This window comes from Allobosea sp. 01N443, from assembly GCF_056399325.1.
In genome coordinates this window covers 1-1154 of sequence record NZ_JBFTRC010000391.1, presented here as the reverse complement: position 1 = coordinate 1154, position 1154 = coordinate 1, and the positions used below count along the sequence as shown (strand labels likewise).

General features: G+C 65.9%; 1 protein-coding gene. It reads right to left on the bottom strand.

The window, feature by feature from the left end; all coding sequences use genetic code 11:
* The coding region (locus tag AC1DRP_RS36610; RefSeq protein WP_476771143.1) for a calcium-binding protein at window positions 1–1154 on the bottom strand (1154 nt) is incomplete at both ends.

Genomic DNA, 1154 nt, shown 5'->3' with positions numbered 1-1154 from the left:
ATATTGGAGAACCTGTCCTCGCCGATCTCGACGCTGACCGCCTTGCCCTCGACCAGGTTGATGTCGATGCWYTGCGTYGCCYGGGAGTAATCCARCGTGTCGCARCCGCTGCCGCCATCATAGCAATCGGCCGCAGCATCGAGCGTACCGATGATCACGTCGTCGCCAGACCCGGCCTCAACCCGGTCCCTGCCCCCACCGCCATCGAGCGTATCGGCGCCGCTACCTCCCTCGATCCGGTCGTTGCCGGCACCGCCCTGGATCACGTCATTGCCGGTCCCACCGAACAGGCAGTCATTGCCGGTGCCGCCATCAATGACGTCATTGCCATCATTGCCCTCGATCCGGTCGTCGCCCGCTCCGCCGAAGAGCCGGTCATGGCCGGCATCGCCCTCAACCCTGTCGTCTCCGTCTCCGCCGACGACGATGTCGTCGCCGTCGCCGCCCTCCACCTCGTCATCGCCGTCACCGGCGTCGAGCAAGTCATTGCCGCTACCACCAAAGAGCCTGTCCTTGCCGCAGCCGCCGGCGAGGTGATCGTCGCCCTCCCCGCCATCGAGTACATCGTCGCCGTCATCGCCGGAGAGCGTATCGTTGCCGGATTCGCCGAAGAGCCGGTCGTTGCCGCCGCCGCCCGCCGCGACGTCGTCCCCCCCACCGAGACGGGCCGTGTCCTGGCCGCAGCCGAACTCGACGATGTCGACGTGGGCGCCACCGATGACGACATTGTTGCCATTACCAGTGCGGACGGTGTTGTTGCCGTCGCCGGTCAAGACAACGTTGTTGCCCTCACCGGCATCGATCCAGTCGTCCCCCTCACCGCCGTCGATGAAATCGTCACCATCGCCGCCATAGAGCCGATCATTGCCCTTACCGCCGATGATGATGTCGTTGCCGTTGCCGCCGAAGATGATGTCGTCGCCATCCTCGCCGAAGAGCTGGTCGTCGCCGTCATCGCCATAGATCGTGTCGTTGCCCTCGCCGCCATAGACGATATCGTTGCCACGGCCGGCATAGATCAGGTCATGGCCGGCGCCGCCGCGGATGAAGTCGTTGCCGGCGCCGCCATGCAGGATGTCGGAGCCGCCGCGGCCGTCGATCACGTCATTGCCGTCGCGCCCGTCGATCAGGTCGGCGCATTCCGTCCCGGTCAG